Source organism: Ligilactobacillus acidipiscis DSM 15836, assembly GCF_001435755.1.
GTDB lineage: Bacteria > Bacillota > Bacilli > Lactobacillales > Lactobacillaceae > Ligilactobacillus > Ligilactobacillus acidipiscis.
Genome location: NZ_AZFI01000117.1, coordinates 1 through 6,695 on the forward strand (window position 1 = coordinate 1; position 6,695 = coordinate 6,695).

6 protein-coding genes are annotated in these 6,695 nt (G+C 40.8%); all 6 read left to right on the plus strand.

Annotation, left to right across the window (positions count from 1 at the left end; all coding sequences use genetic code 11):
• Window positions 1–54: 54 nt before the first annotated feature.
• A complete protein-coding gene (locus tag FC65_RS07830; protein WP_056972188.1) occupies window positions 55–1,020 on the plus strand; it encodes a DHH family phosphoesterase in 966 nt (321 codons plus the stop codon).
• The gene (locus tag FC65_RS07835) at window positions 1,010–2,341 is read left to right on the plus strand and encodes a DEAD/DEAH box helicase (RefSeq protein WP_010499084.1); all 1,332 of its coding nucleotides are present in this window, start codon (window positions 1,010–1,012) and stop codon (window positions 2,339–2,341) included. Before FC65_RS07830 ends, FC65_RS07835 begins: the two co-directional genes overlap by 11 nt.
• A gap of 456 nt (window positions 2,342–2,797) precedes the next feature.
• Window positions 2,798–5,449 (plus strand): alanine--tRNA ligase, encoded by a 2,652-nt coding sequence (alaS, locus tag FC65_RS07840; RefSeq protein ID WP_056972189.1) that lies wholly within the window; start codon window positions 2,798–2,800, stop codon window positions 5,447–5,449.
• Between the two features lie 138 nt (window positions 5,450–5,587).
• Complete coding sequence (locus FC65_RS07845) at window positions 5,588–5,851, plus strand: IreB family regulatory phosphoprotein (RefSeq protein ID WP_010499097.1); 264 nt, start codon at window positions 5,588–5,590, stop codon at window positions 5,849–5,851.
• Window positions 5,851–6,291, plus strand: coding sequence for a Holliday junction resolvase RuvX (ruvX, locus tag FC65_RS07850; protein WP_056972191.1), 441 nt, complete (start codon window positions 5,851–5,853; stop codon window positions 6,289–6,291). Before FC65_RS07845 ends, ruvX begins: the two co-directional genes overlap by 1 nt.
• Window positions 6,292–6,308: 17 nt before the next feature.
• Window positions 6,309–6,611, plus strand: a complete 303-nt coding sequence (locus FC65_RS07855) for a DUF1292 domain-containing protein (protein WP_056972193.1) — start codon at window positions 6,309–6,311, stop codon at window positions 6,609–6,611.
• Window positions 6,612–6,695: the final 84 nt, after the last annotated feature.

Here is a 6,695-nt window from a genome sequence, read left to right on the forward strand (position 1 = left end):
TATTTCTAACTTAATTTGACATTTCAAGAAATTAAAAATTATAAGGAGTTTTTTATGTCGATTCAAGAAAAGATAATTGAGCAAATTGAAAAGTATGAAATGATCATTATTCACCGCCATCAGCGGCCAGATCCGGATGCGATCGGCTCACAGTGCGGTTTGGCTACAATTATCAGAGAAAGCTTTCCAGATAAGAAAGTGTTCCAGGTCGGATCTAAAGCTAATGGATTGGCTTGGATAGCTGAAGAACAAGAAATTGAAGACAAAGAATATGAAAAGGCGTTGGTGATCGTGGTCGATACCGCCAACACGCCGCGCGTTGATGACAGCCGTTATACAAAGGGGAAAATGCTGATCAAGATCGATCATCACCCAAACGATGATGCTTTCGGTGATCTCAGTTGGGTAGTTCCTGGTGCATCCAGCACTTCTGAATTGGTTTATGATCTTACAGAAGCTTCTCATGGCAAAATGCAGCTTTCAAAAAAAGCAGCTCGGATGTTATATGCGGGGATCGTTGGTGATACCGGTCGTTTCATGTATGATGCAACAACACCACACACGATGCGGGTCGCTGCTGGGTTAATGGAGACTGGTTTTGACGCTGCTGAGATCAATCGTCAGTTAGACGATATCGCACCAGCAGTTGCTCGGCTTTCCGCGTATGTTTGGGAAAATATGCAGATCACTGAACATAATGCGGCTTATATTGTGTTGACTACGGATATTTTAGAAAAATTTGAACTGGGAGATGCCGGAACTGCAGGCATCGTTCCCTTACTGGGAAAGGTTTCTACTGTCAAATGCTGGACGATTTTTGTGCAGCAAAAAGATGGTTCTTATCGTTTAAGGATCCGTTCTAAAAAGCCGATCATCAATGAATTAGCTAAAGAATATGGCGGCGGAGGACATCCATTGGCCAGTGGCGCAATGATCAAGGATGATTCTTCGATCAAAGAATTTGTAGACAAGTTAGACCAAATCGCAGCTGGCGATATAGGAGAAGATAATGACAAATAGATTTACAGATTACAACTTTAAACCTTTTGTGCAGCAGGCACTTGAAAAGTTGAACTTTACTGAACCGACCGAGGTGCAAAAAAGACTTTTACCTCCTATCATGCATGGTAAAAGTGTTGTTGGACAAGCGCAGACTGGTAGTGGCAAGACGCATGCTTTTTTGCTACCGATCTTTAATAAGTTAGATGTGCAAGAACACGAAGTTCAGGCTGTTATCACGACTCCTAGCCGGGAATTAGCATATCAAATCTATGATGCAGCTAAGCAAATTGCGGCACAGTCTGAACAAAAAATCTCAGTAGTTAATTATGTTGGCGGTACTGACAAGAAAAGACAGACGGCTAAACTGGAAAATCATCAGCCTCAAATCGTGATCGGTACTCCTGGACGCGTTTTAGACATGATCAATACTCATGAATTAGACATCCATGCAGTCAAATATTTTGTTGTTGACGAAGCAGATATGACATTAGACATGGGGTTCTTAAAAGAAACCGATGCTATTGCTTCGGCATTGCCTGAAAAGTTACAGATGATGGTCTTTTCAGCAACGATCCCGGTTAAATTAGAACCGTTTTTAAGAAAATATATGAGCAATCCAGTAATAGAGGTCGTCGAAAATCGCGCAGTCATTAGTCCCACGGTTGATAATTGGCTGCTTTCGACCAAGGGCAGAGACCGCAACCAATTGATCTACAAATTATTGACAATTGGTGAGCCATATTTAGTTTTGGTTTTTGCTAACACCAAAGAAAGAGTTGACGAACTGACTGAATATTTGCGTAAATGTGGGTTAGAGGTGGCTAAGATCCATGGTGGATTACAACCGCGGGAAAGAAAACGAGTCATGAAAAAGATCCACAATTTAGACTACCAGTTTGTAGTCGCAACGGATCTGGCAGCACGGGGAATAGACATTGAAGGTGTCTCTCATGTTATCAATGATGATATTCCCAATGATCTGGAGTTCTTTATTCATCGGGTTGGTCGGACAGGTCGGAATAATATGTCTGGTACAGCAATCACTTTGTATGGTCCAGATGATGATCAAAAAGTTTCTGAACTTGAAGATATGGGGATCAAATTTAGTCCCAAGGCTATTAAAGATGGTGAGATCGTTGATTCATACGATCGCGAACGTCGAACCAAGCGCAAGAAACGCCATGATCCGATGGATCCTTCCTTACGAGGAATGGCTAAAAAAGAGAAAACTAAGCATAAGCCTGGCTATAAGAAGCGGATCAAAAAGGCGATCAAGAAAGATGAACAGCAAAAACGTCGAATCGAACAGCGTGCTCAACGGAGAAAAAATAAGCGTTAGTATTGGCTTTCAGCTTACCATTTATTGCGGCATGTGAAAGTGACGGTTTTTATGTTTCATGGTTAACTTTATTGACTTTTTCGTTAGAAATAACTATACTTTTAAATTGTAAATGGTTTTGGGACATATTTTTCTGGAGCTCCGTTTAAGAGAGGGTCTGTTTGCTGAGAGGACCTACGTGAAACTGATTAATGCTACCCACGATAAAACTTAAATAATAGCTGATAAAAGCACAAAGAGGTAAACGATGAACATCGTTGCAAGCAAGGTGGTACCGCGCATTAGGCGTCCTTGTTCGCAACGATGTTTTTTGTAAAAATTTGTTTATTATAATGGTTTTTAGTGTTGGGGCAGTTTAAATGAGCGGCACAATAATTATCTTGCAATGCGTTTGTCAGCTTGCCAAACGACTAAGTTCCAGTTAGCGTTTTGGTAATTATGGAAGGGAATTTATTTATGAAAAAATTATCTAGTGCACAGATCCGGCAAATGTATTTAGACTTTTTTAAAAGCAAGGGACACGATGTTTTAAAGAGTGCTCCGCTTGTACCTCAGGATGATCCAACTTTGTTATGGATCAACTCAGGTGTTGCAACAATGAAAAAGTATTTTGATGGTTCAGTTGTTCCCAAAAACCATCGGTTGACCAGCTCTCAAAAATCTATTAGGACTAACGATATTGAAAACGTGGGTCATACCGCACGACATCATACGTTATTTGAGATGTTGGGCAACTTTTCTGTTGGCGACTACTTTAAAAAAGAAGCAATTACTTGGGCTTGGGAACTTTTGACCAGCCCTGACTGGTACGGTATGGATCCAGAAAAATTGTATATCACAGTTTATCCCAAAGACCAAGATTCTAAAAAAATCTTGGAAAAAGTCGGTGTTGCCCCGACACATATCTTCGAAGCAGAAGACAACTTTTGGGATATTGGACAAGGACCTTCTGGCCCGGACTCAGAGATTTTTTATGATCGTGGTCAGGAAATGAATAATTTAGCGGAAGATGATCCGGAAAGTTATCCTGGCGGTGAAAATGAACGCTACCTTGAAATTTGGAATATCGTATTTTCTGAATTTAATCACAAGCCTGATAATACCTATGAACCATTGCCACATAAAAACATTGATACGGGTATGGGTTTGGAACGTTTGGTATCAGTTTTCCAGAATGCTAAAACTAACTTTGAAACTGATCTATTTATGCCACTCATTCAAAAAACTGCTGATTTTTCAAATGGTTACCAGTACGGACAGGATAAAGCAACAGATGTTTCATTTAAAGTCATCGCTGATCATATCCGGGCCATCACATTTGCAATCGGTGATGGGGCCTTGCCAAGTAATGACGGTCGGGGCTATGTTATCCGCCGCTTGATCAGAAGAGCCGTTATGCACGGTAGAAAATTAGGGATCGAAAATGCTTTCTTGTATAAACTGGTTCCTGTAGTTGGCGAAATCATGAAATCTGCTTATCCGGAAGTTTTAGATCAGGCAGATTACATTGGAAAAGTAGTCCGCGATGAGGAAAATCGTTTTAATGTGACATTAAAAGATGGTATGGAATTGATGGACAACTTGATTCAAGCAACTAAACAAAATGGTCAAGATACTATTGCCGGTAAACCAGTCTTTAAGTTATACGATACCTATGGTTTTCCTGTTGAATTGACCGAAGAGTATGCCGACGATAATGGCCTGAAAGTTGATCATGCTGGTTTTGAAAAAGAAATGAAAGCTCAAAAAGATCGAGCACGTGCCGCAAGAAGTGATGCTAAGTCTATGGGTGTGCAGGATGCTTTGTTAACAGATATTAAAACACCCAGTGAATATGTCGGTTATGATACATTAGCCGCTGCTGGTGTTTTGAAAGATATTATCGTTAAAGATAAGATCCTCGATAAAATTGCAGACGGACGGGCACGGATGATCTTTTCGCAAACTCCTTTTTATGCTGAAATGGGTGGACAGGTTGCAGATACAGGTGTGATCAAGGATTGTCTCGGCAATGTTGTTGCTGAGGTCACTGATGTACAACATGCACCAAACGGACAAAATTTGCACACTGTTGAAGTTAAATCCACTATGGTTTCTGGTGAGGAGTACCAGCTAGAAGTCGACGTTAAACGGCACAATAAGATCAAAAAGAATCACACGGCAACTCACTTATTGGATCAGGCTTTACGCGATGTTTTAGGTGAACATGCTCATCAAGCTGGTTCGTTAGTTGAACCGACATATCTACGCTTTGATTTCACCAACATGGGCAATGTGACACCAGAACAATTAACGCAGGTCGAACAGATCGTGAATGAAAAAATTTGGGCAAATATAGCGGTGACAACAACAGTAACTGATATTGAATCAGCTAAAAAAATGGGGGCAATCGCCTTATTCTCCGAAAAATATGGGGACGTTGTTCGTGTTGTTTCTGCTGGTGATTATTCACGTGAATTTTGTGGAGGAAATCACGTTGACAATACAAGTGAGATCGGATTATTTAAGATAATTTCTGAGTCTGGGATCGGCGCAGGAACACGTCGGATCGAAGCAGTTACTGCGCGTGAAGCTTTCGAATATCTCGAGGGTCAAAACAACTTGTTGCAAACGGCTGCGATTGATTTGAAGATTGCTAAAACAAAGGATGTTCCGGTTAAAGTTGAAAGTTTATTGGAAAAAGTTAAACAATTAGAAAATAAAGTTCAAAGTTTAGAGGATAGATTTGCCAGTCAACAAGCCGCCAATGTTTGGGGAAATGTCCAAATTGTTGGGAAACACTCAATCGTGGCTGAACAAGTTAATGTCTCCGGCATGAACCAGTTACGCCAGCTGGCTGATCAGTGGAAGGCAAAGAAAATTTCCGATGTTCTTATTTTGGCTACACAAACGGACGATGGCAAAGTCAATTTATTGACAGCCATGTCAACGGCTTGTGTGAAGGAAGGCCTTAAGGCTGGTGATCTGATCAAGAAAATTGCACCTCTTGTTGGGGGTGGCGGCGGTGGTCGTCCTGATCTTGCGCAAGCAGGCGGGAAGAAACCAGCTGGAATTTCAGATGCCTTGAAACAAGGTGTTCAATGGCTTGAAAATCAGGAAAATAACTAAAAATATGTAACTAATAAGATTTCATTTCTATCTCTAAATGATTACGTCTTGATTACAAGTTGCACATTCCATTGTTACAACCTCTATGTTTTAGTAAGATTGTAACAAGAGTAACTGTTAACGCGGAGGTGCAGGAAAATGAGTTCGTTGGATGAAACGAGATACTTTAATTTTGATGACAATGGCCCTAAAGATGTACATGATACCCTTGAAACGGTCTATCGTTCATTGGAAGAGAAGGGCTACAATCCTATAAATCAAATCGTTGGATACTTATTGTCAGGTGACCCTGCCTACATTCCACGATTAAATGATGCGCGAAATTTAATCCGTAAACATGAACGTGACGAAATTGTCGAAGAGTTAGTGCGTTCATATTTAAATAAGGGGGATCAGCACTAGTGTCACGAATTATGGGCCTAGATGTCGGCTCGAAAACAGTGGGCGTGGCAGTTAGCGATCAGTTAGGCTGGACAGCTCAGGGCGTGGAGATCATTAGGATCGATGAAGACCAGGAACAGTTTGGACTGGAACGAGTTGCACAGTTAGTTGCCAAGTACGAAGTAACAGCCTTTGTACTCGGTCTGCCAAAAAATATGAACAATACGCTTGGACCGCGTGTTGAAGCTAGTCAGGCATACGGCGAGCGTTTGAAAGAAAAATTTGGTCTTCCAATTGATTATCAGGATGAACGTTTGACGACGGTCGAGGCTGAGAGGATGTTGGTCGAGCAAGCCGATACCTCAAGAAAAAAGCGAAAAAAAGTGATCGATAAGTTGGCGGCCAGTCTAATTTTACAAAACTACTTGGATCGTCATGGAAAGCTACTACAAAATCTCTAAGAAATGGGGCGTTCTTGATGAGTGAAGAACAAAATAACGCTGACAATAAAATTACTTTAGTTGATGATGACGGTAATGAGACTGAATATGAGATCTTGTTTACCTTTGATTCTGAAGATTATGGGAAGTCATATATTCTCTTAGTTCCAGCTGACTCAGAGCCAGAAGAGCAAGTCGATGTACTTGCCTTTTCATATGATCCTAATGCATCAGGAGCAGAAGATGGAGACATTGATTTAATTGAAATCGATGATGATGATGAATGGCAAATGGTCGAAGATGTCTTAGATACCTTTTTAAATGATGAAAATATGCAATGATCAATTGCATCAAGTCAATTATTAACATGAAAGCAACCAGGGCCGGGTCAAGGTTTTGGTTCTTTATCAAGTGGTACTGATGAA